24 protein-coding genes, 3 rRNA genes and 1 pseudogene are annotated in these 26,339 nt (G+C 65.7%); 15 read left to right on the top strand and 13 right to left on the bottom strand.

Annotated elements, in window-relative coordinates; genetic code table 11:
- The first annotated feature begins 37 nt into the window (after positions 1-37).
- The 5 genes from NOCYR_RS12255 to NOCYR_RS12235 are packed head-to-tail and all read left to right on the top strand — an operon-like array spanning position 38 to position 4,538.
- Positions 38-1,165 (top strand): zinc-binding dehydrogenase, encoded by a 1,128-nt coding sequence (locus tag NOCYR_RS12255; RefSeq protein WP_014350689.1) that lies wholly within the window; start codon positions 38-40, stop codon positions 1,163-1,165.
- The gene (locus NOCYR_RS12250; protein ID WP_014350688.1) at positions 1,162-2,613 is read left to right on the top strand and encodes an NAD-dependent succinate-semialdehyde dehydrogenase; all 1,452 of its coding nucleotides are present in this window, start codon (positions 1,162-1,164) and stop codon (positions 2,611-2,613) included. The genes NOCYR_RS12255 and NOCYR_RS12250 overlap by 4 nt, the downstream gene beginning before the upstream one ends.
- Positions 2,614-2,650: 37 nt before the next feature.
- Positions 2,651-3,682, top strand: coding sequence for an iron-containing redox enzyme family protein (locus tag NOCYR_RS12245; RefSeq protein ID WP_014350687.1), 1,032 nt, complete (start codon positions 2,651-2,653; stop codon positions 3,680-3,682).
- Positions 3,683-3,700: 18 nt separating this feature from the next.
- Positions 3,701-4,357: a HemK2/MTQ2 family protein methyltransferase gene (locus tag NOCYR_RS12240; protein ID WP_081505386.1), complete on the top strand. Its 657-nt coding sequence runs from the start codon at positions 3,701-3,703 to the stop codon at positions 4,355-4,357.
- Complete coding sequence (locus tag NOCYR_RS12235) at positions 4,335-4,538, top strand: CDGSH iron-sulfur domain-containing protein (RefSeq protein ID WP_048833296.1); 204 nt, start codon at positions 4,335-4,337, stop codon at positions 4,536-4,538. The genes NOCYR_RS12240 and NOCYR_RS12235 overlap by 23 nt, the downstream gene beginning before the upstream one ends.
- Before the next feature lie 12 nt (positions 4,539-4,550).
- Here the strand turns inward: NOCYR_RS12235 and NOCYR_RS12230 are convergent, their stop codons facing one another.
- On the bottom strand, positions 4,551-4,973 hold the full coding sequence (locus NOCYR_RS12230) for a ChaB family protein (protein WP_014350684.1): 423 nt from the start codon (positions 4,971-4,973) through the stop codon (positions 4,551-4,553).
- 226 nt (positions 4,974-5,199) lie between these two features.
- Here NOCYR_RS12230 and NOCYR_RS12225 point away from each other — a divergent pair, with 226 nt between their 5' ends.
- Positions 5,200-5,799 (top strand): DUF6328 family protein, encoded by a 600-nt coding sequence (locus tag NOCYR_RS12225; RefSeq protein WP_228794399.1) that lies wholly within the window; start codon positions 5,200-5,202, stop codon positions 5,797-5,799.
- A gap of 159 nt (positions 5,800-5,958) precedes the next feature.
- Here NOCYR_RS12225 and NOCYR_RS12220 read toward each other — a convergent pair whose 3' ends face one another.
- The gene (locus NOCYR_RS12220; RefSeq protein WP_014350682.1) at positions 5,959-6,159 is read right to left on the bottom strand and encodes a hypothetical protein; all 201 of its coding nucleotides are present in this window, start codon (positions 6,157-6,159) and stop codon (positions 5,959-5,961) included.
- A gap of 182 nt (positions 6,160-6,341) precedes the next feature.
- Here NOCYR_RS12220 and NOCYR_RS12215 point away from each other — a divergent pair, with 182 nt between their 5' ends.
- Positions 6,342-7,397: a glucose 1-dehydrogenase gene (locus tag NOCYR_RS12215; protein ID WP_014350681.1), complete on the top strand. Its 1,056-nt coding sequence runs from the start codon at positions 6,342-6,344 to the stop codon at positions 7,395-7,397.
- A gap of 21 nt (positions 7,398-7,418) precedes the next feature.
- Positions 7,419-8,258, top strand: coding sequence for an SDR family oxidoreductase (locus NOCYR_RS12210; RefSeq protein ID WP_014350680.1), 840 nt, complete (start codon positions 7,419-7,421; stop codon positions 8,256-8,258).
- Here the strand turns inward: NOCYR_RS12210 and NOCYR_RS12205 are convergent.
- The gene (locus NOCYR_RS12205) at positions 8,184-9,143 is read right to left on the bottom strand and encodes a LysR family transcriptional regulator (protein WP_014350679.1); all 960 of its coding nucleotides are present in this window, start codon (positions 9,141-9,143) and stop codon (positions 8,184-8,186) included. The genes NOCYR_RS12210 and NOCYR_RS12205 overlap by 75 nt on opposite strands.
- Positions 9,144-9,257: 114 nt before the next feature.
- Between NOCYR_RS12205 and NOCYR_RS12200 the strand changes: the two genes are divergently transcribed.
- Positions 9,258-10,010 (top strand): SDR family oxidoreductase, encoded by a 753-nt coding sequence (locus NOCYR_RS12200; RefSeq protein ID WP_014350678.1) that lies wholly within the window; start codon positions 9,258-9,260, stop codon positions 10,008-10,010.
- Here the strand turns inward: NOCYR_RS12200 and NOCYR_RS12195 are convergent.
- From NOCYR_RS12195 to NOCYR_RS12185, 3 genes are all read right to left on the bottom strand, one after another.
- Positions 9,995-11,026 carry a hemolysin family protein gene (locus NOCYR_RS12195; protein WP_048833295.1) on the bottom strand — a complete coding sequence of 344 codons (1,032 nt, stop codon included), beginning with the start codon at positions 11,024-11,026 and terminating at the stop codon, positions 9,995-9,997. The two genes, NOCYR_RS12200 and NOCYR_RS12195, sit on opposite strands and share 16 nt — an antisense overlap.
- Positions 11,019-12,383 (bottom strand): hemolysin family protein, encoded by a 1,365-nt coding sequence (locus tag NOCYR_RS12190; protein ID WP_014350676.1) that lies wholly within the window; start codon positions 12,381-12,383, stop codon positions 11,019-11,021. Before NOCYR_RS12190 ends, NOCYR_RS12195 begins: the two co-directional genes overlap by 8 nt.
- A 264-nt stretch (positions 12,384-12,647) precedes the next feature.
- Positions 12,648-13,379 carry a VTT domain-containing protein gene (locus NOCYR_RS12185; RefSeq protein WP_014350675.1) on the bottom strand — a complete coding sequence of 244 codons (732 nt, stop codon included), beginning with the start codon at positions 13,377-13,379 and terminating at the stop codon, positions 12,648-12,650.
- A gap of 112 nt (positions 13,380-13,491) precedes the next feature.
- Between NOCYR_RS12185 and NOCYR_RS12180 the strand changes: the two genes are divergently transcribed.
- Positions 13,492-13,890 (top strand): MerR family transcriptional regulator, encoded by a 399-nt coding sequence (locus NOCYR_RS12180; RefSeq protein WP_014350674.1) that lies wholly within the window; start codon positions 13,492-13,494, stop codon positions 13,888-13,890.
- 5 nt (positions 13,891-13,895) lie between these two features.
- Here the strand turns inward: NOCYR_RS12180 and NOCYR_RS12175 are convergent, their stop codons facing one another.
- Complete coding sequence (locus NOCYR_RS12175) at positions 13,896-14,186, bottom strand: antibiotic biosynthesis monooxygenase family protein (RefSeq protein WP_014350673.1); 291 nt, start codon at positions 14,184-14,186, stop codon at positions 13,896-13,898.
- A 94-nt stretch (positions 14,187-14,280) separates the two neighbouring features.
- On the opposite strand from NOCYR_RS12175, the gene NOCYR_RS12170 reads away from it, so the two are divergent.
- From NOCYR_RS12170 to NOCYR_RS12160, 3 genes and pseudogenes are all read left to right on the top strand, one after another.
- Entirely contained in the window at positions 14,281-14,643 is a 363-nt protein-coding gene (locus NOCYR_RS12170; RefSeq protein WP_048833294.1) for an ArsR/SmtB family transcription factor, read from the top strand.
- On the top strand, positions 14,640-15,725 hold the full coding sequence (gene arsB / locus NOCYR_RS12165; RefSeq protein ID WP_014350671.1) for an ACR3 family arsenite efflux transporter: 1,086 nt from the start codon (positions 14,640-14,642) through the stop codon (positions 15,723-15,725). The genes NOCYR_RS12170 and arsB overlap by 4 nt, the downstream gene beginning before the upstream one ends.
- Before the next feature lie 34 nt (positions 15,726-15,759).
- Positions 15,760-16,158, top strand: a pseudogene (locus NOCYR_RS12160) (arsenate reductase ArsC); the annotation flags it as partial.
- Positions 16,159-16,657: 499 nt separating this feature from the next.
- On the opposite strand, the gene NOCYR_RS12155 reads toward NOCYR_RS12160, so the two are convergent.
- From NOCYR_RS12155 to NOCYR_RS12145, 3 genes are read right to left on the bottom strand one after another with little or no spacing between them, the layout of a single operon-like run.
- The gene (locus NOCYR_RS12155; RefSeq protein WP_014350669.1) at positions 16,658-17,941 is read right to left on the bottom strand and encodes an SLC13 family permease; all 1,284 of its coding nucleotides are present in this window, start codon (positions 17,939-17,941) and stop codon (positions 16,658-16,660) included.
- Positions 17,942-17,969: 28 nt separating this feature from the next.
- Positions 17,970-18,467, bottom strand: a complete 498-nt coding sequence (locus NOCYR_RS12150) for a CBS domain-containing protein (RefSeq protein WP_014350668.1) — start codon at positions 18,465-18,467, stop codon at positions 17,970-17,972.
- Positions 18,467-18,739 (bottom strand): hypothetical protein, encoded by a 273-nt coding sequence (locus tag NOCYR_RS12145; protein WP_048834124.1) that lies wholly within the window; start codon positions 18,737-18,739, stop codon positions 18,467-18,469. Before NOCYR_RS12145 ends, NOCYR_RS12150 begins: the two co-directional genes overlap by 1 nt.
- 177 nt (positions 18,740-18,916) lie before the next feature.
- Between NOCYR_RS12145 and NOCYR_RS12140 the strand changes: the two genes are divergently transcribed.
- Together NOCYR_RS12140 and NOCYR_RS12135 are read left to right on the top strand one after the other, a co-directional pair.
- On the top strand, positions 18,917-19,930 hold the full coding sequence (locus tag NOCYR_RS12140) for a HAMP domain-containing sensor histidine kinase (protein ID WP_048834123.1): 1,014 nt from the start codon (positions 18,917-18,919) through the stop codon (positions 19,928-19,930).
- Positions 19,927-20,583, top strand: a complete 657-nt coding sequence (locus NOCYR_RS12135; RefSeq protein WP_014350666.1) for a response regulator — start codon at positions 19,927-19,929, stop codon at positions 20,581-20,583. Before NOCYR_RS12140 ends, NOCYR_RS12135 begins: the two co-directional genes overlap by 4 nt.
- A 72-nt stretch (positions 20,584-20,655) precedes the next feature.
- On the opposite strand, the gene rrf is transcribed toward NOCYR_RS12135, so the two are convergent.
- The 3 genes from rrf to NOCYR_RS12120 all read right to left on the bottom strand — a co-directional run bounded on the left by rrf (position 20,656) and on the right by NOCYR_RS12120 (position 25,977).
- A 5S ribosomal RNA gene (rrf, locus tag NOCYR_RS12130) occupies positions 20,656-20,772 on the bottom strand.
- A 228-nt stretch (positions 20,773-21,000) separates the two neighbouring features.
- Positions 21,001-24,136, bottom strand: a 23S ribosomal RNA gene (locus NOCYR_RS12125).
- Positions 24,137-24,458: 322 nt separating this feature from the next.
- A 16S ribosomal RNA gene (locus tag NOCYR_RS12120) occupies positions 24,459-25,977 on the bottom strand.
- The 16S, 23S and 5S rRNA genes sit together here, the layout of an rRNA operon.
- Between the last annotated feature and the right edge of the window lie 362 nt (positions 25,978-26,339).

Below are 26,339 nucleotides of genomic sequence, written 5' to 3'. Positions count from 1 at the left end.
GAACCGCCGACCCACCCGTCACGACGTCAGGGAGCCGATGAAGATCACCGGAGCTGTCCTCGAGGAATCCGGCCGGGCCCGGCCGTTCGCCCGATCGCGGCCGATCACCGTGGGCGAGGTCGAACTCAGCCCGCCCGGGCCCACCGAACTGCTGGTTCGCATCGAGGCGGCGGGCGTGTGCCATTCGGATCTGAGCGTGGTCGACGGCAACCGGCTGCGGCCGACGCCGATGCTGCTCGGACACGAGGCGGCGGGCATTGTGGAAGCCACCGGCGACGCCGTCACCGACCTGGTGCCCGGCCAGCGCGTGGTGATGTCGTTCCTGCCACGCTGCGAACAGTGCGAGGCCTGCGCCGAGGACGGGCGGCTGCCGTGTTCGGCGGGCACCCTCACCAACAACGCGGGCGAACTGCTGCACCATTCGCGGCACCTGACCCGCGACGGCGAAACCGTGCACCATCATCTCGGGGTCTCCGGATTCGCCACCCACGCCGTGATCGACCGCGCCTCGGCGGTCCCGGTCGACGCCGATATCCCGCCGGATGTCGCCGCGGTGCTGGGCTGCGCCGTCCTCACCGGTGGCGGTGCGGTGCTCAATGTGGCCAAGCCGGCGCCATCGGATTCGGTGATGGTGGTCGGGCTCGGCGGAGTCGGCATGGCGGCGGTGATCACCGCGAAGGCGCAGGACGTGCGCCAGATCATCGCGGTCGATACGGTCGCGGACAAACTGGAGCAGGCCAAGGCGCTGGGCGCCACCGAGGTCTACACCCCCGAGCAGATCGCCGAGGCCGGCATCAAGGCCCGCTACGTCATCGAATGCGCCGGCCATCCGCGTGCCTTCGAAACCGCTTTCGCCGCAACCCGATCCGGCGGCACGACGATCACCGTGGGCCTGCCCGCGCCGGCCGCGCGCGCCTCGATCTCACCGTTGACGATCACCGCCGAAGCACGCACGGTGATCGGCAGCTACCTCGGTTCGGCCGTCCCCGCGCGCGATATCCCCCGCTACGCGCAGATGTGGCGGGACGGGAAATTGCCGGTGGACAAGCTCATTTCGTCGCGCATCGCGCTGACCGAGATCAACGAGGCGATGGATCTGCTCGCCGACGGCCTGGCGATCCGCCAGGTCATCATGTTCGATCAGCCCGAGCAGGCGAACGCGTGAGCCCCGTCGATCAGGCCCTGGCCGACCTGCCCACCGGACACTTCATCGACGGTCACTGGACCGATCACCCGGCCACTCTCGCCGTCGAGAACCCCGCCACCGCAACGACGCTGACCCACGTCGCCGACGCCGACCCGGCCACCGGTCTGGCCGCGCTCGACGCCGCCGCGCGCGCCCAATCCGCCTGGGCCGACACCGATCCGCGGGCCCGCAGCGACATCCTGATGGCCGCGTTCGCGCTGCTACACGAGCGCGCCGACCAGTTCGCCACCCTGATCACCCTGGAAATGGGCAAGCCGCTGGCCGAGGCGCGCGGTGAGGTCGCCTACGGCGCGGAGTTCTTGCGCTGGTTCGCCGAACAGGGCGTGCGCGCGTCGGGCAGCTATCAGCGCGCACCGGCCGGCGGCAACCGGATCATGACGCTGAAACAGCCCGTCGGGCCGGTCTTCGCGATCACGCCGTGGAATTTCCCGCTCGCCATGGGCACCCGCAAGATCGCGCCCGCACTGGCAGCCGGGTGCACGGTGGTGATCAAACCGGCACCGCAGACACCGTTGACCATGCTGGCATTGATGACGGTGCTGGACGAGGCCGGGCTGCCACCGGGGGTGGTCAACTGCGTGACGACCTCCGCGGCCCCGCAACTGTCGCAGCCGATCATCACCGATCCGCGCCTGCGCAAGCTCACCTTCACCGGCTCCACCGCCGTCGGGCGCGCGCTCACCGCGCAGGCCGCCGAGCGGATGCTGCGGGTGTCGATGGAACTCGGCGGCAACGCACCGTTCGTGGTGCTGGCGTCGGCGGATCTCGATCGCGCCGTCGCCGGAGCCGTCGCCGCCAAAATGCGCAATACCGGCGAGGCCTGCACGGCCGCCAACCTGTTCCTGGTGCACGAATCGCTGGCCGAGGAGTTCGCGCGCCGCCTGGCCGACGCGCTCGCCGCGCTCACGGTCGGCAACGGCCTGGACGCAGGCACCGACGTCGGGCCACTCATCGACGCCGCCGCAGTCACCAAGGTGAGCGCCCTGGTCGAGGACGCCACCGACCGCGGCGCCCGCGTGCTCACCGGCGGCAAAACCCTCCCCGGCCCCGGCCATTTCGTCGAACCGACGGTGCTGGCCGACCTGGACCCGGACTCGGCGATCCTGACCGGAGAGATCTTCGGCCCGATCGCCCCGATCCGCACCTTCACCACCACCGGCGAAGCGGTGGCGATGGCCAACGACACCGATGCCGGGCTCATCGGCTACGTGTTCGCCGAGAACATCGGCGAGGCCCTCACCGTCGCCGAGCGGCTGGAGACCGGGATGATCGGCCTCAACTCCGGCGTCGTCTCCAACCCGGCCGCACCGTTCGGCGGGGTGAAGTCCTCGGGCCTGGGCCGCGAGGGCGGCGCCGAAGGTCTCGAGGAGTATCTGGAGACCAAGTACATCGGGATCGCGCTGTGACCTGATTGCCGTCCCCGGCACCGGGTATGCCGCCACTATGTCCCCAGCGATCGAGGACCATCTCGTGCTGCCCCGGCCACGCGGCCCGCTGTCGGAGGCCATGACGCAGACATTGCGCGGGCAGCCCGGCAATCCGGTGCCGCCCGCCGGGCATATCGACCCGTACAGCGATGATCTGCACCTGGCCCTGCACACCTGCTATGAGCTGCACTATCACGGCTTCGAGGGGGTGGATCCGGACTGGGAGTGGGACCCGGGACTGCTGCGGCTGCGCGCCGAACTCGAGCAGGCCTGGTCGGAGGCACTGCACGACGACGTTGCCGGCGGCCGCGACCTCGACGGCGAACTCGACTATCTGCTCACCGCCCCGGTCGATGCCCCCGGCGTCGGCCGGTATCTGCGCGAGCACCTGGATTGGACTCAGCTGCGCGAATACTTCGTGCACCGCTCCATCTACCACCACAAGGAGGCCGACCCCTACGCCTGGGTGATTCCGCGGCTGCGCGGGCAGGCCAAGGCCTCACTGGTGGCGGTGGAGTTCGACGAGTTCGGCGGCGGGCGCGGCGAACGCGTGCACGCCCGGCTGTTCGCCGATCTGCTGGCCGGTGCCGGGCTCGACCCGGGCTACCTGCACTACCTGGATGCGGTGCCGACGCCGATGATCGCGCTGGTCAACACCATGTCGCTGTTCGGGCTGCACCGCAAATGGCGGGGTGCGCTGGTCGGGCATTTCGCCACCGTGGAGATCACCTCGCCGCCCGGTTCGGCGCGGCTGGTGGAGGTCCTCGAGCGGATGGGCGCCGATCCGGCCTGTGTGCTGTTCTATCGCGAGCACGTGGAGGCCGACGCCGTGCACGAGCAGGTCATGCGCGACGGCGTCATCGGCGATCTGGCCGCGCGCGAACCGGCCCTGATTCCGTCGATGGTGTTCGGCATCCAGGCGACCAATCTGCTCGAAGATCGTTTCGGTGATCACGTGGTCGATTGCTGGCGCGCCGGGCGCAGTTCGCTGCTGGATCCGTCGGTGCTGCCGAGCGAGCCGACGACCAGCACGAATGATGCGGGCTAAACGGGATATCCCCTCGACATGAGACTCATTTGCGCCCCAGGCGTGTACCGCCCGCAGGCCGATTCCTGGCTGCTCGCCCGCGCCCTGACCGAGGCCGGGCTGGCACCCGGCGGACGGGTGCTCGATCTGTGTACCGGCACCGGCGCCGTCGCGATCGCCGCGGCCAAGGCCGGTGCCGCGACCGTGACCGCGGTCGACATCTCCCGCGCGGCCGTGCTCTCGGCCTGGATGAACATCCGGCTGCGCAGGCTCGCCGTCGAACTGGTGCACGGCGATTTCCGCACCGTCATGCACAATCGCCGTTTCGACGTGGTGCTGGCCAACCCGCCGTATGTTCCGGTCGCCGAGGGCAGCCGGTCCCGCTTGGGCGCACGGGCCTGGGACGCCGGCGATCGCGGCCGGGCCCTGCTCGACCCGCTGTGCGCCCGGCTGCCGAGCCTTCTCGACCACAACGGGGTCGCCCTGCTGGTGCAATCGGCGATCAGCGGGCCGCACATCACCGTGTCCCGGTTGCGGGCCGGCGGGCTGAAGGCGGCCGTGGTGGCACGCTCCCGGATTCCGTTCGGGCCGATCATGCGTTCGCGGGCGCAGTGGCTGGCCGAGCAAGGCCTGATCGAACCCGGTCAGCGACATGAGGAATTGGTGGTGATCCGTGCCGACCGAACCAAGCCCTGAACCCACGCGCGTGCGGTTCACCAAGGACGGTCCCGCCCTCGTCGACGGCCCGGTCGAGCTGGTCACCGCCGACGGGCGCATCGTGCGCTCGGATCGTTTCCAGGTCGCGATCTGCCTGTGTAAGCGCTCCAAGTGTTATCCGCTGTGCGACACCAGCCACCGCAGGCATCGCCGGGAATGAGGCCGCGCGGCGTCAGCGGCGCCGGGCCGCGGTCTTGCGCCGGTTGGTCTTCTCGATGGCGTCGATGAGTTCGCTCTTGGTCATCTTCCAGCGACCGGCGATCTCCAGCCGTCCGGCAACGTTGATCAGGTGCTTCTTGGTCGCGTTGGCGTTCACGCCCTCGGCGGTGCCGCCCGTCGCGTTCGGGCCGCCGCTCTCGGCCCGCTCGTCGGACGGACCACGGCGCTCCTTGGGCTCCCAGTGGTCGCCGACCTTCTCGTAGCTGTGCTTGAGCGCGCTGTAGGCCACCCGGTGTGCCCGTGATTCGCTGCCGTACTCCTCGAGAGCGGCGTCGTGGGCCTTGGCGAAGGTTCGCTGTGCCTTCTCACTCGAACGCTGCAGTGTGCTCGGCAACTCCGAGCGCTTGGCCTCACCGCGTGCGGTTGTCTTCGGCATCGCAGAGCTCCTTTCTGCTGGTAGGCGCCCGGCCGTGCGAGATCGCCGGACGGCTCCGATATCGATCGCGTACCCGGTGCGCAGCCACCGAATCGCCCGGCGGTCGAGCTACGGCGATCTCATCGCGCCCGGGTCGCACACCCGTATCGCGGGCATGACCTGGACCGATGCGGGTACGCGGCAAGCAGGTCCACCCGGACCGTCGCAGTGAGCACAGAGGAAAGTCATGCCGGTACGTCGCACACATTCCACGGGTAATGCCCGTCCACGACGTGCGGGCATACGACGCGGTAGTTCCACCGCGGGCGCCGACCACGACACCTGGAACTGGCACGCTCGTGCCGAAACCCCTACGCAACGACTAGACCGGAACTGGGCGCACCTGCTGCAAGAGCTGCGCGTCCTCCAGACCGGCGTGCAGTTGCTGACTGGTTTCCTGATGATCCTGCCGTTCCAGTCCTCGTTCGATTCGCTCGACAGCGGCATGCGCGCGGTGTATCTGGTCACCGCGGGCGCGGCGGTCGGCGGCACCATCTTCCTGGTCGCGCCGGTGTCGTGGCATCGGCTGCTGTTTCGCCGGCACCGCTTGCAGACGATCGTGACCGCGGCGCATCGCTACACACTGGCCGGGCTGGCGCTGCTGGGTGTGGCGATGTGCGGGGTGACCACGCTGATCGTCGACGTGGTCGTCGGGCCGGTCGCGGCCATCGTCACCGGCGCGGCGACGGCCGCGGTGTTCGTCGTGGTGTGGCTGGTGGCGCCGATGCGGCGACGACTGGGTGAGATGAACTCGGCACGCAGCGTCCACCGGCACAACGGGCACTAGGTCGCATATGTTTCCGGGCTCGATGGAGCGCATTCTCCCGGTAGACGACGACGGACCCGGCGCGCACACGCCTCCCGGAGGGGTTCGGGAAAACGTGGCGACGCCGGGTCCGTCTCAGGTCGCCGCTACCGGCGACCGTCGGCATCCGGTGGCCGGCGGTCAGTGACCGCCGTGGCTGTGCTGCCCACCGCGTGCCTTCGCTTCGGTCGGCTGAGCTTCGGCGCCCTTGCGGCCGGCCTGGCTCGGGTCGGCGGCGTTGCGCTCGCCGAAGCTACCCGTACTGGCCTGCCCACCGCGGCGAGCCTGCTCCTCCGTGTCCGGACGATTGCCGAACTGACCAGGGTTCTTGGAGTCTGCCATCTCGTACTCCTTTCTGGTTGTGAGACCGTCACCGGCCTCGAGGGGTGCGATTCCCGGACTCGGCCGGGCTAATCACCGAGACCGCAACTTTTTCCGAAGCCCACTCCACCGGCGAACCGGTTGTCCGCCAGCATGACTCGCTCCCCACGCATGACCTGCCGCGATACGGGTAGCCCGGCAGCATGCGCGCGCTCACCGTCGACCCGAACGGCACCGAATCACTGCGGCTGGACGAGCTGCCCGAGCCCGAACCCGGCCCGGGTGAACTGCTCGTCGACGGTGTCGCGGTCGGTGTCTGCGGCACCGACCGCGAGATCGCCGGCGCCGGCTACGGCTGGCCACCACCGGGCAAGGACCGGCTGATCCTCGGCCACGAATCCCTGGGCCGGGTGCGTACCGCGCCCGACGGCAGCGATTTCGCCGCCGGTGACCTCGTCGTTGGCGTCGTGCGCCGCCCCGATCCGGTGCCATGCGGGGCGTGCGCGCGCGGGGAGTTCGACAATTGCCGCAACGGCCGCTACACCGAACGCGGCATCAAGGAACTCGACGGCTACGCCGCCGAACAGTGGTGTGTGGAGCCCGAATACGCGGTCGCCCTCGATCCGCGGCTGCAGCGGGCGGGCGTGCTGATGGAACCGGCGAGCGTGGTCGCCAAGGCGTGGGAGCAGGTCGAACGCATCGGCGAGCGCGGCTGGTTCGAGCCCGCGCGGGTGCTGGTCACCGGCGCCGGCCCGATCGGTCTGCTCGCCGCGCTGCTCGGCAGCCAACGCGGACTCGACGTCCACGTGCTGGACCGCGTCGAGCACGGCGTCAAACCGCGCCTGGTCGGCGATCTCGGCGCCACCTACCACCACGGCGACGCCGCCGCGATCGCCGAACGGCTGCGTGCCGACATCATCATCGAAGCGACCGGAGCCAACGAGGTGGTCTTCGCCGCCATGGGCAATACCGCCCCCTTCGGCGTGGTGTGCCTGACCGGCGTATCACCGATGGGCCGGTTGATCGACGTCGACGCGGGTGCGATGCATCGCGACATCGTGCTGGAGAACGACGTCGTCGTCGGCTCGGTCAATGCCAACCTGCGCCACTACCATCTCGCCGCCGACGCCATCGCCGCCGCCGACCCGGGCTGGCTCGACCGCCTCATCACCCGCCGCCTCCCCGTGGCGAAGTTCGCCGATGCGTTCACCCCCGACCCCGATGACGTCAAGGTCGTCATCACCCTCGATGCGCACTGACCGCTGAGAAGGGACACCACCATGGGCTTTCCCGAACAGCAGCAAAAGGTTCCCGGCATCCAGGCACAGATGCAGCCGCGCCCGGACTGCGGGGAGGACAGCTATCGCGGCTCGGGCAAGATGACCGGCAAAGCCACCGTGGTCACCGGCGCCGACAGCGGTATCGGCCGGGCGGTCGCCATCGCCTTCGCCCGCGAAGGCGCCGATGTGCTCATCTCCTATCTCGACGAGCACGAAGACGCGCAGGAAGTGGCGGAGCTGGTGGAGCAGGCGGGCCGGCGCGCGGAGCTGGTGCCCGGCGACCTCGCCGATCCCGAGCACTGCCGCGCCGTCATCGAGCACGCCGTGCGCGAATTCGGGCATATCGATGTGCTGGTCAGCAATGCCGCCTATCAGATGACCCACGAAACGCTCGATGAGATCAGCGCCGAGGAATTCGACTACACCTTCCGGGTCAACGTCGGCGCCTACTTCCATCTGGTGAAGGCCGCGGTGCCGCATATGCCGCCTGGCTCGTCGATCATCGGCAGTTCCTCGGTGAATTCCGACATGCCCTCCCCGACGCTGGCGCCCTACGCCGCGACCAAAGCAGCGATCGCCAATTTCTCGGCCAGCCTCGCCCAGATGCTGGGCGAGCAGGGCATCCGCGTCAACAGCGTGGCGCCCGGCCCGATCTGGACTCCGCTGATCCCGTCGACCATGCCGGTGGAGAAGGTCACCGCTTTCGGCGACGACGTCCCGCTCGGCCGCGCCGGCCAGCCCGCTGAACTGGCCGCCGCCTACGTCCTACTCGCCTGCGACGACGGCAGCTACATCTCCGGCGCCCGCCTCGCCGTCACCGGCGGCCGCCCCATCCTGTGACGCCTGCGGCCCACCGAGAAACGCACGCCGCAACGCGGATTCGGTGTGCCGCAACCACAGCGCCTGCACCGGGGCGACCGGCGGCTGATCGATCGAGCGCACCACCGCCTGCCCGTGGTGATAGGTGCCCGGTTCGGCGGTCACGAAGGCGAAGCAGTCGCTGCCGATCACCGCGGTCGTCGGCGCGGTGCCCTGGATGTGGTTGACGACGACGGGCGGCTCGAATCCGGCGCGCCGGCACACCGACAGCAGGTAGTCGGCGTAGAACGAGGTGCCGGGCGGGCCCCACACGATGAGCCGTTCGCCGGCCAGCTGGTCCATCGTCAGCGTGGTGTGCTGCGCCAGCCGGTGCGTGGCCGCCACGGCCACATGCAGTGGGGTGTAGGCGATCACGGCGGCGGCGACGTCGTCGGGTGAGGTGGCGCCGCGCCGCAATGCCACGTCGGCCGACCCGTCGCGCAGTGCGGCGACGAGTTCGTCCGGAAAGCAGGGGCGCGCGGTGATCGAGGCGTCGGGGTATGCGGCGCGCACCCCGGCGGTCAGGTCGAATACCTCCTCCGAGGAGATCGCCGGCGTGTGGGCGATCGCCAGGTGGGCTCGTCGACCGGCATCGGCGGCTTGCCTGGTGTCGCGGGCCAACGCCGCCGCGGCATCGATCACCGGCCTGGCGCCCGCGCGCAGGGCCGCACCGGCCGGAGTCAGCGAGATCCGGCGGCCGGACCGATGCAGCAACCGCACCCCCAGATCCCGTTCGAGGGTCTTGATCGTGCTACTCACCGCCTGCTGGGTGAGATGCAGTTCGGCCGCTGCCCGGCTCATGTTCATGTGCTCGGCGACCGCCAGGAATTGCCGGAGCCGACGCGGATCCAGCACGTCGTCAGCCATGCAGCAAGGCTAACAAGTACTGCTTGTGAAACTACGCTGAAGATCTGTTTTCCATTTGTGAAGCCTGGTCCTAGCGTCGGTAGCGAAACCAACGACCGAGCAAGGGATACAACGATGACCGACACACTGGCAGGCAAATCCGCCGTCGTCGCCGCGGGCGCGAAGAACCTGGGCGGCCTGATCAGCACCACCCTCGCCGAGCGCGGTGCCAACGTGCTGGTGCACTACAACAGCGCGAGCACCGAAGCCGACGCCGAGAAGACCGTGGCCGCCATCGAAGCAGCGGGCGCGAAAGCGGCCACATACCAGGGCGACCTCACCGTGCCGGCGAATGTGACCGCTCTGTTCGACGCCGCCGCCGACGCGTTCGGCACCGTCGATATCGCTGTGAACACTGTCGGCAAGGTATTGCGCAAACCGATCCTCGACACCACCGAGGCCGAGTACGACGCCATGTTCGACATCAATGCCAAGGCCGCCTACTTCTTCCTGCAAGAAGCGGGCAAACGGCTGGCCGACGGCGGACGCATCGTTACCGTCGTCACCTCACTGCTGGCCGCGTTCACCGACGGCTACTCCACCTATGCCGGTGCCAAGAGCCCGGTCGAACACTTCACCCGCGCCGCCGCCAAGGAATTCGCCGCGCGCGGCATCGCCGTCAACAATGTCGCCCCAGGCCCGATGGACACGCCGTTCTTCTACCCGCAGGAAACCCCGGAGCGCGTCGAGTTCCACAAATCGCAGGCGATGGGTGGGCGCCTGACCCGCATCGACGACATCGCGCCGCTGGTGGAATTCCTGGTCACCGACGGCGGCTGGATCACCGGCCAGACCATCTTCGCCAACGGCGGCTACACCACCCGCTGATCCGGCTCGCCCGTCGCGGTGGGCAGCAGGCGCCGCAGCACATCGGTGATGGTGATCAGCCCGGCCATGCCGCCGGTTTCGCCGGTCACCACCGCCAGATGGGTGCGGGTCTCGCGCATGGTGTGCAGCGCTTCGTAGATGGGTGTGTCCACGGACAGTGTGAGCACCGGTCGCATCAGCTCCGCTGCGGTGGACTGTGGCGGGGCGGTGAGGCTGTCGCGCACGTGCACCACGCCTCGGAAGTCGTTGCCGTCGCGGACCAGCAGCCGCAGGTGGCCGGTGGCGCGCGAGGCCGCCTGGATCTCGTCGCGGTGCGCGCTGGGCGCCACCGCGTCGGGATCGGTGTCCGGGCGCATCAGGTCACCGACGGTCAGTTGCTCCAGCTCGAGGGCGCTGATCAGGTTGCCGCGATAGCGTTCGTCGAGAGTGCCCGCGGTGGCGGAATATTCGACGAGGTGGCGCAACGCGGCCGGGTCCTGTCCGGAATCGACTTCGTCGACCGGCGTCACCCCTACCCGGCGCAGGCACCAGTTCGCCATCTGGTTCAGCAGGTGCAACAGCGGTCGGGTGACGGCCATGAAGGCGCGCATCGGGATGGCGAGCACCGTGGCCGACCGCTCGGGATGCGCGATCGCCCACGACTTCGGCGCCATCTCCCCCACCACCAGGTGCAGGAAGGTGACGATCACCAGCGCCAGCACGAACCCGGCCACATCGGCGGCCCACAACGGCGCGCCGGCGTCGTCGAACAACGGCGTGAGCCAATGGTGCACCGCGGGTTTGGTGATCGCACCGAGCGCCAGGGTGCACACGGTGATGCCGAGCTGCGAACCCGCCAGCAGCACCGACAGTTCCGCGGAACTGCGCAGCGCGGCCCGGGCGGCGGTGCTGGTGACGGCGGCGTCTTCGAGACGATGGCGCCGTGCGGCGATCAGGGCGAATTCGACGGCGACGAAGAAGGCGCTGGCCGCGATCAATCCGATCGTGACGACCGCGACGACCCACGGATTACTCATCACCAGCCACCTGACGCTCGGTCCGCAGGGTCATGAACACCGAGGCCGGCACATGTTTGGCCACCGCCCGGACCTCCGCCTCCAGGCTGCGCTCGCCCGCCGGGTGTCCGTCGAGGTAGTCGGCGCCGCTGGGTGCGAGCGCGATCTCGACCCGCGTCCCCGGCTCCGGCAGTCCGCCGTAGGCGGAAATGACCAGCCCGGCGATGGTTTCGTAATCGCCGGCGGGCAGTTCGACCTCGAGCACACGTTCGATCTCGTCCAGGTGGACATCCCCGGCCACCACCCAGCCGTCCCCCTCGGCGACGATGCCGGTATCAGGCCCGGTGTCATGCTCGTCGGCGATCTCACCGACCAGCTCCTCGGCGATGTCCTCGATCGTGACGATGCCGGCGAACCCACCGTATTCGTCGACCACCAGCGCCATCTCGTCACCGGCCGCATCCAACTGCGCGACGACCTCGGGCAAGGCCAGTGAACCCGGGACCACGACGGCCGGACGCAGATGCTGGGCGGCCGTGCCCGCCGCGGAGCCGTCGAGCAGGTCGTGCAGATGGATGATGCCGCGCAGGTCGTCGCTCGAGGTTCCGACGACCGGGTATCGGGTGTGTCCGGTGCCCATGCGCGCCAGCACCTGCGCGACCGGATCATCGAGGTGCACGGTGTCGACGCGCGAGCGCGGGATCATGGCGTGCTCGGCGTCGGCGGTCGGGAAGTCCAGGATCCGGTCGAGCAGTGTCGACAGCTCGCGCGGCAACTCACCGGCCGCCCGCGAGCTGGCGACGATGTGCTCGAGGTCGCGCGGGGTGGCCGAGTGTTCCACGTCGTGCACCGGTTCGATGCGCAGCGCGCGCAGAAGCACATTCGAGGACTGGTCGAACAACCAGATCAGCCAGCCGAACAGCTTCAGATACACCGTCGTGGAGGTGGCGAGCCGGCGCGCCACCGGCTCGGGTCTGGCAATGGCGAGGTTCTTCGGAAAGAGCTCACCGAAGAGCATCTGCACCAGGGTGGAGAACGCGATGGCCAGTACCGCGCCGACCGCGATTCCTGCGCCGGCGGGCACACCGACTCCGCCGAGCAGCTCGCCCAGCCCGCGACCGATCAACGGTTCGGCGACATAGCCGACGAGCAGACCGGTGACGGTGATACCCAGCTGCGCACCGGAGAGCATGAACGAGGTGCGCCGCGTGACGCCAAGCGCCCGGGCGGCCGGCTTGTCCCCCGCTGCGGCGCGTGCCTTCAACCGGGACCGGTCCACCGCCATGTAGGCGAATTCCTGGGCGACGAAGTACCCGGTCAGGGCGGTGATGAGCAGGACGACGAGGATTCCGAGCGCAATGCTCGCCGCGGTCAGCACGGGCGCGGTCTCGGTCTCGGGAGTGGGTCGGCCGGGGGCGGCCCGGGCTTTCGGCCTTTACGCGACGCGCGTTTCATCGGTTCTCCGTGGCTGGAACGACGGCGGGACAGGCACCCGATCGGTGCGGTCGAGCGACGCCGGACCGGGTGCCCAACGATATCGGCGGCGCAGCAGCGGGCGGGTGAACGACGCGGCCGTGTGTACGGCCATCCGGTTCGACCCGATGGCCGGCCGGCGAGCGTTCGGCCCGCGCACCGATGGCCTTCAGTACCGCACGGATTCCTCGGCCTCGGCGGATTCGGGCTCCGCGGCACCGGATTCGGCGGACGCGCGGTTCCCCAGCATGCGCTTGCCCACCTCGATGACGATCGGCAGCACCGACACCGCCACGATCAACAGGAAGATCAGGTCGATATTGTCGCGGACCACCGCGATCTGACCGAGCAGATAGCCCAGGTAGGTGACGCCCGCACCCCACAGCACGCCGCCGACGACGTTGTAGAGCGCGAACACCGGATACCGCATACCCGACGCGCCCGCCACGACCGGCGCGAACGTGCGCACGATGGGCACGAAGCGGGCCAGCACGATGGTGATCGGCCCGTGCTTTTCGAAGAACTCGTGCGACTCGTCGATGTACTTCTTCTTGAACAGCCGGGCATCGTTATTCTTGAACAGCGCGGTGCCGCCGCGCGCTCCGATCAAGTAGCCCACCTGATCCCCGGCGATGGCGGCCAGCGGAATCAGGATCAGCAGCAACCAGATCGGCGCGAACGGCTCGATCTCGGTGGATTTCGAGGCTGCGATGAGTCCGGCCGTGAACAGCAGCGAATCGCCCGGCAGCAGCGGGAACAGTAGCCCGGACTCGATGAAGACGACGGCCAGCAGGCCGACGAGCATCCAGGTACCGAAGGAATTCAGCAGGTTCACCGGGTCCAGGAAACCGGGCAGCAGCGCCAGGTGGGTGATCGACTCGGCCGACAGATAAGTGGTCATCGCGGTCCCACAGTAACACGCGCAACTGTATGGTTTGCGTATCTCGTGACGCTCCTCGCAGGCCGGCCCCGGCACGCGCTGTATCGTTTCACCGCCGCGCGAAAGGAGGCCCATGCCCGACACTCTGGTCCGCATCGGCGAATTGGCCACCCGCGCGGGAGTCAGCAACCGGACCATCGACTACTACACCGGCCTCGGCCTGCTCACCCCCGCCGAACGCACCTCCGGCGGCTACCGCCTCTACCACCCCGGCGACGTCGACCGCATCCACCTCATCCAGCGCCTGGAAGCCCAGGGCATCCCGCTGGAAGAGATCGCAGCCGCCCTCGCGGCCCGCCCCGGCGACACCGGCAAGGCCCTCGCCCAGCTCGACGGGGACCTCAAGAACCTCAGGACCGCGGCCGAAACCGCCCCCGCCGAAATCCAAGGCCTACTCGAGATCATCGCCGCCCGCGTGCACTCCCTGGTGACCGTCGCCCTCCAGATCCCGCCGAACCTCCCGATGCTCTGAGCGGGTCAGTACACCCGGCGGAAATGCGTGACGTCCGGGAAGGGGTCATAGAAGTGATGCAGCAACGCCTTCCAGCGCTGATACTCCGGTGACTGCCGGAAACCGACTGTGTGATCCTCGAGCCGGTCCCATCCGACGAGCAACAGGTAGGTGCCGGGAGCCTCGATCGACCGCGACAGCGTCAGCTCGCGGAAACCCGGCATCGCCGCGATGATCGCGCGTGCCTGCCCGAACGCGGTTTCGAACTCGGCCTCGCGGCCCGGTAGGACAGTCAACAGCGCATGCTCGGTGATCACCCCGCAGATCCTCGCAGGCAGGCCAAGCGGCGACCACTCGCCCACAGACGGACCGCGTCTTGCGAACTGATTCGATATACGTCAATATCGATGCATGTCGAATCCGGAACCGCTACCTCAATGCGCCGGCGCCCCCATGATCCGGGAGCCGCTGGGTGCGGAATCGGCGGCCGAGCTTGCCGCGGTGTTCAAGGCGCTGTCGGATCCGGTGCGGCTGCGCTTGCTCAGCAGTATCGCCAGTCGCGCAGGTCAGGAAGCGTGCGTGTGCGATCTGTCGGCGGGGATCGAGGTGAGTCAGCCGACGATCTCGCACCATCTGAAAGTGCTGCGGGAAGCCGGGTTGCTCGCTAGTGAGCGCCGGGCGTCGTGGGTGTACTACCGCGTGGTGCCCGAGGCCTTGCGGCGGCTGTCGGATGTGCTGCTGGCCGACAGCGGTACCTTGGAGGTGCGGGCGTGAGCGTCGGCACCGAGACAGCGCCGGTCGCCGGCAAGCTCTCCACGCTCGACCGGTTCCTGCCAGTGTGGATCGGCGCGGCGATGGTGGGCGGGCTACTGCTCGGGCGGATGATTCCCGGCCTCGGCGATGCGCTGAGCGCGGTGGAGGTCGACGGGATCTCGCTGCCGATCGCGCTCGGGTTGCTCATCATGATGTACCCGGTGCTGGCGAAGGTTCGCTACGACCGGCTCGATACCGTCACCGGCGACCGCGCACTCCTACTCGGTTCACTGGTCTTGAACTGGGTGCTCGGCCCGGCGCTGATGTTCGCGCTGGCGTGGTTGCTGCTGCCGGATCTGCCGGAGTACCGGACCGGTCTGATCATCGTCGGACTCGCGCGCTGCATCGCCATGGTCATCATCTGGAACGACCTGGCCTGCGGTGATCGCGAAGCCGCCGCCGTACTCGTCGCACTGAACTCGATCTTCCAGGTGATCATGTTCGCGGCGCTGGGCTGGTTCTACCTGTCGGTGCTGCCCGGTTGGCTCGGCCTCGAACAAGCCACCATCGACGCCTCGCCCTGGCAGATCGCGAAATCCGTGCTGATCTTCCTCGGCATCCCCCTACTGGCCGGATTCCTGACCCGGCACTTCGGCGAAAAGGCCAGGAGCCGTTCCTGGTACGAGTCCACCCTGCTCCCCCGGCTCGGCCCGTGGGCGCTGTACGGGCTGCTGTTCACCATCGTGATCCTGTTCGCCCTGCAAGGCGAGCAGATCACCGCCCGCCCCTGGGATGTCGTGCGCATCGCCGTCCCGCTGCTGGCCTACTTCGCGATCATGTGGGGCGGCGGCTACCTGCTCGGCGCCACCCTCGGCCTCGGCTACGCCCGCACCACCACCCTCGCCTTCACCGCCGCGGGCAACAACTTCGAACTCGCCATCGCCGTAGCCATCGCCACCTTCGGCGCCGCCTCGGGCCAGGCCCTCGCCGGTGTGGTCGGGCCACTCATCGAGGTGCCGGTCCTGGTGGGCCTTGTGTATGTGTCGCTGGCACTGCGCAAACGCTTCACGAACTCGACCACCGGCATAACCGAACCTGCCTAACCGGCGCCACCGAACCGTCCGAAAGGTCCACCACATGGCAGACAAACCCAGCGTCCTGTTCGTCTGCGTACACAACGCGGGCCGCTCCCAGATGGCCGCCGGCTTCCTCGCCCACCTCGCCGGCGACGCCATCGAAGTCCGCTCGGCCGGCAGCGCCCCGGCGGCATCCATCAACCCGGTCGCGGTGCAGGCAATGGCCGAACTAGGCATCGACATCTCAGCCCAGCAACCGAAAATCCTGACCCCCGAGGCCGTCGAAACCTCCGACGTGGTGATCACCATGGGCTGCGGCGACACCTGCCCCTTCTTCCCGGGTGTCAGCTACCGCGACTGGGTGCTCGACGACCCCGCAGGTCAGGGTATCGAGGCCGTCCGCCCGATCCGGGACCAAATCAGAGCGCGAGTCGAACAACTGATCGCCGAACTACTCCCACCGCACAACCCGGATGGCGGCGACGTGAATCCGTCGGCCGACAGCGGTCCCGGCCCCACATGGGCGCCGGTCGATGCATGCACCCTCCCGACAGCCGAACAACTATTGCGCGAGGCGGAGTTCGAGAACCTGTTCGCCGCCGCGCTGACCTCCGTCGACCGCCTCTCCCCCACCCACGTCCGGCTGACCCTGCGCGCCGAAGCCGAGCAGACCGCACGCAACCTCGCCGCTCGCGAGACGGCCTGCTGCTCCTTCTTTTCGTTCGAGTTCACCTCCGTCGGAGGTGATGTGATCGAGATGGACATCAAAGTTCCGCCCACCCAGGTCCCTGTGCTCGATGGGCTGTTGTCCCAACCCCATCCCGACACGGCCCGATAGCACGGTTGCATTTCACAAGCACCCCTTCTGGGGTATCCAGTGGCTGCAATTCACAAGCACTGGATAGCTCCGTCTGGGATGTGGTCGTACCGGTGCTCCTCGCGCACTGGCGCCGGGCCGGTCAGAAGTAGCGCATCGCGACGTAAGCCCACGCGAGCACGCTGCTCAACGCCGTCACCACGATGCCGTAGCGGGTGAACTGCCAGAAGGTGATCGGGTGACCCGCGCGACGGGCGATATCCAGCGCGACGACGTTGGCGCTGGCCGCGACCGCCGTCCCGTTTCCGCTGAAGCCCGCGCCGAAGGCGAACGACCACCACAACGCTTGCCCCTCAACCGGATCGGGCGTCTGCCCGACGAGGCCCTCCACCACTGGCGCCATCGTCGTCGTGTACGGGATGTTGTCGATGAACGACGCGACGATCGCCGAACCGAACACCAGCGTCGCCGATGCGAGCAACGGATTGTCGCCGAACGCGGCCACCGCGGCGTCACCGATCCGGTCGATGACACCGGTATGCACCAGCCCGGCCACCATCACGAACAGCCCCATGAAGAAGACCAATGTCCCCCACTCCACTTCGCGCAGGATCTCGCCGACGTCGAGCCGCGAGATCAGCACCATCGCCCCGGCACCGAGCAGTGCGACGATCGACGGCGCCACGTGCAGTACCGAATGCAGCCCGAACCCGACGATCACCCCGCCGAGCACCAGCAACGCCCGGGTGAGCAGCCTGGTATCGGTGATGGCGCGGCGCTCCTGCAATGCCATCACGGTGGTGATGTGCTCGGAATCCTGGCGCAGATGCGCGCGGAACAACCACCGCGTGAACACCACGAACAGCACGAAGATCACCGTCACCGCGGGCGCCATGTGCACCAGAAAGTCGTTGAAACTCAAGCCCGCTCGGCTGCCGATGATGATGTTGGGCGGATCGCCGACGAGGGTCGCGGTGCCGCCGATATTGGCCGCGAGCACTTCGGCGATGATGAACGGCTGCGCGGCCAGGCCCAGCCGATCGCAGACGACGATCGTCACCGGAGCGATGAGCATGACGATGGTGACGTTGTCCAGGATCGGCGAGGCGACCGCAGTGATGATCATCAGCATCACCAAGAGCCGGAACGGATTTCCGTGTGAGCGTTTCGCGGCCCAGATCGCGAGAAAATCGAACAAGCCGGTCTGCTTGACCACGCCGACGATGATCATCATGCCCAGCAGCAGAAAGATGACGTTCCAGTCGATGCCGGCGTGCGCGTTGTAGAACACTTCCTCGCCGGGCACCAGCCCGAACACCGTCATCAGCGCCGCGCCGATGAGCACGATCTTCACCTTGTCGGCCCGCTCGGTGGCAATGCACCAGAACGCGCCGACGAAAATGGCAACGGCCAGCAGCTGGTTCATCGCTCACCTCGCCTCGGCCGGATCCGGCTCAGTCGTCGGGACCGGCGACGGCCAGGCTGATCAGCAACCGTTCCAAGGTCACCGCACCGAGCAGAGTGCGCGAATGATTCACCACCGCCACCAGTGGGCTGTGCCGCTGCGCCATCAGGGCCGCGATCTCGAGCAGCGTCGCGTCCGGGCGCACGATGGCCGGCTTGGCCGAGCGTTCCGGCAGGCAGTCGCCCACCGTCAGATGCCCGGGTTCGCGCCAGAACAGCTCGGCATGTACTTCGTCGATGGTGCGCGCGAGCGCCGGATCGTCCTGGTAGGAACTGGGAATCGCCAATCGCAGCACCTGGGTGCCGGGCAGCACCGCGAGGGGGCGATCGTCATCGTCGACGACGATCATGCCCGGCAGCCGGTTGACCACCATCAACCGCATCGCCTTGGCGACCGGATCACCGGGGTGGACGGTCGGCATTTGAATCGCGATCTCATGTGCTTGCATCGGCTGGCCCCGTCGCGCGTGCGGGAAGAGGGTGGTCATCAGCGGCTCCGCTCGCCGGTGAATTGGTCCATCAGCCGTTCCAGGCGAGCGATCCGGTCCGGAATCGGTGCACTGTGCAGCAGGTCGGCGAGCTGATCGGCCTCGTCGGCGTCCAGCGAGATGGTCCGGGCGGGTTCGTCGCCGCCGCGGTCGTAGACGAGCACCTGTTTGCTGCCGTCACTACTGGCGACCAGAGCGAAGCGGCTGCCGCTCCGGGTCAGCAGATGATGCACCGTGCCCTGCCCGGGCACGGTGGTGCGGTCGACGTCCATGTCGAGCACTCCTCCCGTGACCGGCTGCTGTCCCGGTCTCAATCCTTGGTGACGGGCCGGGCCCTCGACTATCGGTGCCCGCACCCATCTGTGCAGGACGAAGCTATGTATCCGGACCCGCAGGAATGGGTGGCGCACCCCATGGACACCATGTGCACCAGCGGCCACACTGAGGTCATGGACCGTCCGGGAAGTGGAGTGGGCCTGTTCCGGCGACACACCCGGACACCGGCGGATGCCCTGTTCCGGCGGATCTTCCTCATCAACGGATTGGTGTTCACCTTCGGCACGCTCGTGCTCGCGCTGTCGCCCGCCACGGTGTCCGCGCGCGTGCGTCTGACCGAGATTCCGGTGCTGCTGATCGGGCTCGCGGTGATCCTCGCCGCCAACGCCTTCCTGCTGCGCACGAGCCTGGCACCACTGGATCGGCTCATCGCCTCCATGCAACGAGTGGATCCGCTGCGGCGCAGCGGCCGACTCGACGACCGCGGCAACGGCGATATGTCGCGGGTGATCGACTCCTTCAACGCGATGGTGCAGCGGCTGGAATCCGAACGCGCCGCGGCCAGCGCCTCGGCCCTGGCGGCGCAAGAGGGCGAACGTCAGCGCATCGCCCGCGAGCTGCACGACGAGATCGGGCAAAGCCTCACCGTCGCACTGCTGGCGATGAAGCGGGCGGCCGACCGCGCACCCGACGACGTCGTCGATGTGCTGCACGGTGCGCAGGAAACAGTGCGGTCCTGCCTGGACGAAGTGCGCGGCATCGCGCGCCGGTTGCGCCCCGATGTGCTCGACGACCTCGGCCTGTCCAGTGCGCTTGCCGCATTGTGCAACGAATTCGCTTCGACCGCGGGGATCACCGTGTCGCGCGATATCGACCGAAACCTGCCGCGCCTGGCCGCCGATGTCGAACTCGTCTGCTACCGAATCGCCCAGGAGAGCCTGACGAATATCGCCCGTCACGCCCAGGCCGGCCGCGTCGAACTCGGCCTGCGCACGCACGGCGATTCGCTCGTGCTCCGGGTTCGTGACGATGGCCGCGGCGGCGTGGACGAGGACGGCGCCGGCATCCGCGGGATGCGCGAACGCGCTCTGCTCATCGACGCCGACCTCACCATCGAATCCCCACCCGGACACGGCACCTCGGTGTGCCTGACCATCCCGCATCCGAACGGAGGCGTCCGCTCATGAGTCCCGGCCCGGCCCGCATCCTGCTCGCCGACGACCACGCGCTCGTCCGTTCCGGCCTGCGGATGATCCTCGACGCCGAACCCGACCTCACCGTCGTCGCCGAAGCCGCCAACGGCTATGAAGCGGTGCAGCAGCTGACGCAGGTGCCCGTGGACCTCGCGATTCTCGATATCGCCATGCCCCGCATGACGGGCATCCAGGCGGCCCGCGAGATCAACCGCGATCATCCGGGTGTGCGGATCCTGATGCTGTCGATGTATGACAACGAGCAATACTTCTTCGAATCGTTGCGGGTGGGTGCGTCCGGCTATGTCCTGAAATCCGTCGCCGACCGCGATCTCCTCGAAGCCTGCCGCGCGACTCTGCGTGGTGAGCCGTATTTGTATCCCGGGGCAGTCAATTCGCTGATCCGCGACTGGCTCGAACGCGCCAACCAGGGCGACCCGCTGCCATCGACGACTCTCACGCCCCGTGAGGAGGAAATCGTCAAGCTCGTCGCGGAGGGCTATTCCTCCCGCGAAATCGCCGGCGATCTGGTGATCAGTATCAAGACGGTAGATCGTCACCGCGCCAACGTTTTACAGAAACTCGGCCTCCGCGACCGTCTCGCCCTCACGCGATACGCCATCCGGGCCGGCCTGATCGAGCCGTGAAGTTATGGCCGTAAAAGTAAATAGAAGCGACGAAAGCCCCCGACCGTGGTCGGGGGCTTTCGCGAAAGGATGTTCCGGCGGTGTCCTACTCTCCCACACCCTGTCGAGTGCAGTACCATCGGCGCAGGTGGCCTTAGCTTCCGGGTTCGGAATGGGACCGGGCGTTTCCCCACCGCTATAGCCGCCGTAACTCTATGAAACTGTCACACCGTGACGGACCAAGGGTTTTCGAGGGCCTGGCCCTCGAGCACCCGATCCGGAGAGAAAACCTCTCTCCTCCCGGGGGGTTCGGGGGCATCGCCCCCGGGAAACCCAACCCCGATCCCTCGGGGTTTGAAAGGGGCGCAGCCCCTTTCACCTGGATCACACGGTTCGTGTGTTGTTTCAGATACTGCACAGTGGACGCGTAGCTTCTTTGTTGGTAAGTCCTCGGCCTATTAGTACCAGTCACCTCCACCCGTTACCGGGCTTCCAGTTCTGGCCTATCAACCCCATGGTCTGTAGGGGGCCTTAACCCATCGAGTGGGTGAGAAACCTCATCTTGGAACAGGCTTCCCGCTTAGATGCTTTCAGCGGTTATCCCTTCCGAACGTAGCCAACCAGCAGTGCCCTTGGCAGGACAACTGGCACACCAGAGGTTCGTCCGTCCCGGTCCTCTCGTACTAGGGACAGCCTTCCTCAAGTTTCTGACGCGCGCGGCGGATAGAGACCGAACTGTCTCACGACGTTCTAAACCCAGCTCGCGTGCCGCTTTAATGGGCGAACAGCCCAACCCTTGGGACCTACTCCAGCCCCAGGATGCGACGAGCCGACATCGAGGTGCCAAACCATCCCGTCGATATGGACTCTTGGGGAAGATCAGCCTGTTATCCCCGGGGTACCTTTTATCCGTTGAGCGACACCGCTTCCACATGCCGGTGCCGGATCACTAGTCCCGACTTTCGTCCCTGCTCGACATGTCTGTCTCACAGTCAAGCTCCCTTGTGCACTTGCACTCGACACCTGATTGCCAACCAGGCTGAGGGAACCTTTGGGCGCCTCCGTTACATTTTGGGAGGCAACCGCCCCAGTTAAACTACCCACCAGGCACTGTCCCTGAACCAGATCATGGTCCGAGGTTAGAGGTCCAATACGATCAGAGTGGTATTTCAACGACGACTCCACGAACACTGGCGTGCCCGCTTCACAGTCTCCCACCTATCCTACACAAACCGTACCGAACACCAATACCAAGCTATAGTGAAGGTCCCGGGGTCTTTTCGTCCTGCCGCGCGTAACGAGCATCTTTACTCGTAATGCAATTTCGCCGAGTCTGTGGTTGAGACAGCAGAGAAGTCGTTACGCCATTCGTGCAGGTCGGAACTTACCCGACAAGGAATTTCGCTACCTTAGGATGGTTATAGTTACCACCGCCGTTTACCGGGGCTTAAATTCTCAGCTTCGCAACCCGAAGGTCGCTAACCGGTCCTCTTAACCTTCCGGCACCGGGCAGGCGTCAGTCCGTATACATCGTCTTACGACTTCGCACGGACCTGTGTTTTTAGTAAACAGTCGCTTCTCTCTGGTCTCTGCGACCACCCCCAGCTCACGGAGTAAATCCGGTCACCAGGCGTGGTCCCCCTTCTCCCGAAGTTACGGGGGCATTTTGCCGAGTTCCTTAACCACAGTTCTCTCGATCGCCTCAGTATTCTCTACCTGACCACCTGTGTCGGTTTGGGGTACGGGCCGTGTACCAACTCACTAGAGGCTTTTCTCGGCAGCATAGGATCACTGAATTCGCCTCAATCGGCTACGCATCACCTCTCAGGATACATGTCTGACGGATTTGCCTATCAGACTCCCTACAGGCTTACACCAGTACAACCACTGACTGGCCCAGCTACCTTCCTGCGTCACCCCATCGCTTGCCTACTACCAGCCGGGGTCATGCGCAGCACCCCACTCGAGACCCGAAGGTCTTCCCGGGGGATTTGGGCACTTAGCACAACTGATTCAGCATGGGCGCGGATACACGGGTACGGGAATATCAACCCGTTGTCCATCGACTACGCCTGTCGGCCTCGCCTTAGGTCCCGACTCACCCTGGGCGGATTAACCTGGCCCAGGAACCCTTGGTCATTCGGCGGACGAGTTTCTCACTCGTCTTTCGCTACTCATGCCTGCATTCTCACTCGCACAGCCTCCACAACTGGTTCACACCGCTGCTTCCCTGGCTGTACGACGCTCCCCTACCCACCCCAACCACTGCACACCCAACCGTAGTCGGATGTGGATGTCATGTTGGAGTGCCGCGGCTTCGGCGGTGTACTTGAGCCCCGCTACATTGTCGGCGCAGAATCACTTGACCAGTGAGCTATTACGCACTCTTTCAAGGGTGGCTGCTTCTAAGCCAACCTCCTGGTTGTCTTCGCGACTCCACATCCTTTTCCACTTAGTACACGCTTAGGGGCCTTAGCCGGCGATCTGGGCTGTTTCCCTCTCGACTACGAAGCTTATCCCCCGCAGTCTCACTGCCACGCTCTCACACACCGGCATTCGGAGTTTGGCTGACTTCGGTAAGCTTGTGGGCCCCCTAGGCCATCCAGTAGCTCTACCTCCGGCGTGAAACACGTGACGCTGCACCTAAATGCATTTCGGGGAGAACCAGCTATCACGGAGTTTGATTGGCCTTTCACCCCTACCCACAGCTCATCCCCTCAGTTTTCAACCTAAGTGGGTTCGGGCCTCCACGACGTCTTACCGTCGCTTCACCCTGGCCATGGGTAGATCACTCCGCTTCGGGTCTAGAACACGCGACTCAAATCGCCCTATTCGGACTCGCTTTCGCTACGGCTACCCCACCACGGGTTAACCTCGCCACATGCCACTAACTCGCAGGCTCATTCTTCAAAAGGCACGCCATCACCCACCCACCGAAGTGGCGCAGGCTCTGACGGATTGTAAGCGCACGGTTTCAGGTACTATTTCACTCCCCTCCCGGGGTACTTTTCACCTTTCCCTCACGGTACTAGTCCGCTATCGGTCACCAGGGAGTATTCAGGCTTACCGGGTGGTCCCGGCAGATTCACAGCAGATTTCACGGGCCCGCTGCTACTCGGGAACTCACTACAACAGAGCACATGTTTTCGCTTACCGGACTCTCACCGTCTATGGTTGGCCGTCCCAGACCAATTCAGCTAACACGAACTTTTCTGACTGTTGCTCGCCACGGCAGTAACGAGAAAATGAGCCCCACAACCCCGCATAGACAACACCTGCCGGCTATCACATCTACACGGTTTAGCCTCTTCCGCTTTCGCTCGCCACTACTCACGGAATCACTATTGTTTTCTCTTCCTGTGGGTACTGAGATGTTTCACTTCCCCACGTTCCCTCCACACGCCCTATACATTCAGGCGCGGGTAACACGACATCACTCGTGCTGGGTTTCCCCATTCGGACATCCTCGGATCTCAGCTCGGTTGACAGCTCCCCGAGGCTTATCGCAGCCTCCTACGTCCTTCATCGGCTCCTGGTGCCAAGGCATCCACCGTACGCTCTTACACACTTACTAACAAAGATGCTCGCGTCCACTGTGCAGTTCTCAAACAACACACCCACTCGAACTGAATCTCGAAGCCGGCCAGAGCAAGCCCTGCGGTACTAACCGAAAATCCGAGCGGATCGTATTTTTTGCCTGGAAAGAACGTCTGTTCTTTCAGGACCCAACAGTGTGTCGATATATCAACCGCGGCACCGGACTCGGCTGGCACCATGATGCGGGAGAGGTTGTCAGCGTTCCACCCATGAGCTCCGCCGGACTACAGGTGAGTCCGAAACGGCTCTGGCACAGTCACTTCCGACTTTTCGGAAGGATCTGAGCAGATGCTCCTTAGAAAGGAGGTGATCCAGCCGCACCTTCCGGTACGGCTACCTTGTTACGACTTCGTCCCAATCGCCGATCCCACCTTCGACGGCTCCCTCCCACGAGGGGTTAGGCCACCGGCTTCGGGTGTTACCGACTTTCATGACGTGACGGGCGGTGTGTACAAGGCCCGGGAACGTATTCACCGCAGCGTTGCTGATCTGCGATTACTAGCGACTCCAACTTCACGGGGTCGAGTTGCAGACCCCGATCCGAACTGAGACCGGCTTTAAGGGATTCGCTCCACCTCACGGTATCGCAGCCCTCTGTACCGGCCATTGTAGCATGTGTGAAGCCCTGGACATAAGGGGCATGATGACTTGACGTCGTCCCCACCTTCCTCCGAGTTGACCCCGGCAGTCTCTCACGAGTCCCCGCCATTACGCGCTGGCAACATAAGATAAGGGTTGCGCTCGTTGCGGGACTTAACCCAACATCTCACGACACGAGCTGACGACAGCCATGCACCACCTGTACACCGACCACAAGGGGGCCTACATCTCTGCAGGTTTCCGGTGTATGTCAAACCCAGGTAAGGTTCTTCGCGTTGCATCGAATTAATCCACATGCTCCGCCGCTTGTGCGGGCCCCCGTCAATTCCTTTGAGTTTTAGCCTTGCGGCCGTACTCCCCAGGCGGGGTACTTAATGCGTTAGCTACGGCACGGATCCCGTGGAAGGAAACCCACACCTAGTACCCACCGTTTACGGCGTGGACTACCAGGGTATCTAATCCTGTTCGCTACCCACGCTTTCGCTTCTCAGCGTCAGTTACTTCCCAGAGACCCGCCTTCGCCACCGGTGTTCCTCCTGATATCTGCGCATTTCACCGCTACACCAGGAATTCCAGTCTCCCCTGAAGTACTCAAGCCTGCCCGTATCGACCGCAAGCTTGGGGTTGAGCCCCAAGTTTTCACGATCGACGCGACAAGCCGCCTACAAGCTCTTTACGCCCAGTAATTCCGGACAACGCTCGCACCCTACGTATTACCGCGGCTGCTGGCACGTAGTTGGCCGGTGCTTCTTCTACAGGTACCGTCACTTGCGCTTCGTCCCTGTCGAAAGAGGTTTACAACCCGAAGGCCGTCATCCCTCACGCGGCGTCGCTGCATCAGGCTTTCGCCCATTGTGCAATATTCCCCACTGCTGCCTCCCGTAGGAGTCTGGGCCGTGTCTCAGTCCCAGTGTGGCCGGTCGCCCTCTCAGGCCGGCTACCCGTCGTCGCCTTGGTAGGCCATTACCCCACCAACAAGCTGATAGGCCGCGGGCCCATCTCGCACCGATAAATCTTTCCACCAAACACCATGCGATGTAAGGTCATATCCGGTATTAGACCCAGTTTCCCAGGCTTATCCCAGAGTGCGAGGCAGATCACCCACGTGTTACTCACCCGTTCGCCGCTCGTGTACCCCGAAGGGCCTTACCGCTCGACTTGCATGTGTTAAGCACGCCGCCAGCGTTCGTCCTGAGCCAGGATCAAACTCTCCGTTGAAGACTCACAATCACACCCGAAGGTGCAATCAGATCTAAACTAGAGTCCGAAAACCCAGCAAAACAAAACGCCAGCAAAAATGTTTGCTGACTAAATGTCCGACCCACAACACACGGGGGTATGAGGGGCCGGAACCAATAAAATATTGGCACTGACATTCATCGACACACTATTGAGTTCTCAAAGAACACACGCACACACATCCGACCCGGCTATTAACCAGGGGCTTCAGTGAGGCAGGGTTCCTAGCTTACCGATCAGTGGCTCAGAGTCAAATCCGCTCTTCGACCGGCTTGTCAGGCGCTCCTCGTCCTACCTCGTTTCCCAGGCCCTCGGGGCTCCGGGTCGGTGTCCGTGTCGCT

This window comes from Nocardia cyriacigeorgica GUH-2 (genome assembly GCF_000284035.1).
Taxonomy (GTDB): Bacteria; Actinomycetota; Actinomycetes; order Mycobacteriales; family Mycobacteriaceae; genus Nocardia; species Nocardia cyriacigeorgica_B.
This window is presented reverse-complemented; position numbering and strand designations above follow the sequence as displayed.

What these genes read in the sequence shown, in the direction of transcription:
- NOCYR_RS12255 (WP_014350689.1), top strand. Translation starts at nt 38, where the DNA reads ATGAAGATCACCGGAGCTGTCCTCGAGGAATCCGGCCGGGCCCGGCCG.
- NOCYR_RS12135 (WP_014350666.1), top strand. Translation starts at nt 19,927, where the DNA reads ATGAGTCCCGGCCCGGCCCGCATCCTGCTCGCCGACGACCACGCGCTC.
- NOCYR_RS12240 (WP_081505386.1), top strand. Translation starts at nt 3,701, where the DNA reads ATGAGACTCATTTGCGCCCCAGGCGTGTACCGCCCGCAGGCCGATTCC.
- NOCYR_RS12230 (WP_014350684.1), bottom strand. Translation starts at nt 4,973, where the DNA reads ATGCCGAAGACAACCGCACGCGGTGAGGCCAAGCGCTCGGAGTTGCCG.
- NOCYR_RS12145 (WP_048834124.1), bottom strand. Translation starts at nt 18,739, where the DNA reads ATGGACGTCGACCGCACCACCGTGCCCGGGCAGGGCACGGTGCATCAT.
- NOCYR_RS12180 (WP_014350674.1), top strand. Translation starts at nt 13,492, where the DNA reads ATGCCCGACACTCTGGTCCGCATCGGCGAATTGGCCACCCGCGCGGGA.
- NOCYR_RS12150 (WP_014350668.1), bottom strand. Translation starts at nt 18,467, where the DNA reads ATGACCACCCTCTTCCCGCACGCGCGACGGGGCCAGCCGATGCAAGCA.
- NOCYR_RS12205 (WP_014350679.1), bottom strand. Translation starts at nt 9,143, where the DNA reads ATGGCTGACGACGTGCTGGATCCGCGTCGGCTCCGGCAATTCCTGGCG.
- NOCYR_RS12215 (WP_014350681.1), top strand. Translation starts at nt 6,342, where the DNA reads ATGCGCGCGCTCACCGTCGACCCGAACGGCACCGAATCACTGCGGCTG.
- NOCYR_RS12155 (WP_014350669.1), bottom strand. Translation starts at nt 17,941, where the DNA reads ATGAACCAGCTGCTGGCCGTTGCCATTTTCGTCGGCGCGTTCTGGTGC.
- NOCYR_RS12200 (WP_014350678.1), top strand. Translation starts at nt 9,258, where the DNA reads ATGACCGACACACTGGCAGGCAAATCCGCCGTCGTCGCCGCGGGCGCG.
- NOCYR_RS12220 (WP_014350682.1), bottom strand. Translation starts at nt 6,159, where the DNA reads ATGGCAGACTCCAAGAACCCTGGTCAGTTCGGCAATCGTCCGGACACG.
- NOCYR_RS12140 (WP_048834123.1), top strand. Translation starts at nt 18,917, where the DNA reads ATGGACCGTCCGGGAAGTGGAGTGGGCCTGTTCCGGCGACACACCCGG.
- NOCYR_RS12170 (WP_048833294.1), top strand. Translation starts at nt 14,281, where the DNA reads ATGTCGAATCCGGAACCGCTACCTCAATGCGCCGGCGCCCCCATGATC.
- NOCYR_RS12245 (WP_014350687.1), top strand. Translation starts at nt 2,651, where the DNA reads ATGTCCCCAGCGATCGAGGACCATCTCGTGCTGCCCCGGCCACGCGGC.
- NOCYR_RS12225 (WP_228794399.1), top strand. Translation starts at nt 5,200, where the DNA reads ATGCCGGTACGTCGCACACATTCCACGGGTAATGCCCGTCCACGACGT.
- NOCYR_RS12185 (WP_014350675.1), bottom strand. Translation starts at nt 13,379, where the DNA reads ATGACCACTTATCTGTCGGCCGAGTCGATCACCCACCTGGCGCTGCTG.
- NOCYR_RS12195 (WP_048833295.1), bottom strand. Translation starts at nt 11,026, where the DNA reads ATGAGTAATCCGTGGGTCGTCGCGGTCGTCACGATCGGATTGATCGCG.
- NOCYR_RS12210 (WP_014350680.1), top strand. Translation starts at nt 7,419, where the DNA reads ATGGGCTTTCCCGAACAGCAGCAAAAGGTTCCCGGCATCCAGGCACAG.